Origin of the sequence: Streptomyces actuosus, from assembly GCF_016921115.1 — a bacterium.
Lineage (GTDB): Bacteria > Actinomycetota > Actinomycetes > Streptomycetales > Streptomycetaceae > Streptomyces > Streptomyces actuosus_A.
The window spans coordinates 1-494 of record NZ_JAFFZS010000162.1 but is presented as its reverse complement, the minus strand read 5'-3'; the positions used below and the strand labels follow the sequence as shown (position 1 = coordinate 494).

Genomic DNA, 494 nt, shown 5'->3' with positions numbered 1-494 from the left:
CGGGAACTATCAGTATCAGATAGTTGAACACTCAGGCTAATAGGCATCCGCAATGGCTTGCATTCAGCCATGCCAAATTCCTTAAGGATCTGGCTTGTGTAGGACTCTTGATCTAAGCAAATAGATCCTCACCCCCAGGTGAAGTGGATTCCAAGAAGCTTATTGACTATGCTGGAGTCTGTCATTGGGTGGAACTCCTTGAGCTTCTTCTTCACCTCACTAATCTCCTTCTCTTTGCATCCAAATATCACCACATTGTCCATGTATAGCACTATAATCAACCCTCAGTTGTTGATAAACACGCTCGGGTCCACCATCATTGGCCTAAACCCTATCTTCATCAGGAAGCTGGTGATCTTCTGATGCCACAAATTTGCAGACTGGTGTAAGCCATATAAGGACTTTCTCAACTCTAGGACCATACCCTCTGTTGCATCTGGGTCAAAGTCCTGCAATCCTTCCAGAATTTCCATGCAATTTGGCTTATCCAGGTC

The 494-nt window shown here is 44.9% G+C and carries 2 protein-coding genes; both read right to left on the bottom strand.

Annotated elements, in window-relative coordinates; translation table 11 throughout:
* Positions 1 to 128: 128 nt before the first annotated feature.
* Positions 129 to 263 carry a hypothetical protein gene (locus tag JS756_RS39020; RefSeq protein ID WP_275892793.1) on the bottom strand — a complete coding sequence of 45 codons (135 nt, stop codon included), beginning with the start codon at positions 261 to 263 and terminating at the stop codon, positions 129 to 131.
* A 21-nt stretch (positions 264 to 284) separates the two neighbouring features.
* On the bottom strand, positions 285 to 494 hold a 210-nt coding region (locus JS756_RS39015), incomplete at its 5' end, for a reverse transcriptase domain-containing protein (RefSeq protein ID WP_205387463.1).

Excerpts from the sequence above, each read along its gene's own strand:
- JS756_RS39020 (WP_275892793.1), bottom strand. The coding sequence starts at position 263 with ATGGACAATGTGGTGATATTTGGATGCAAAGAGAAGGAGATTAGTGAG.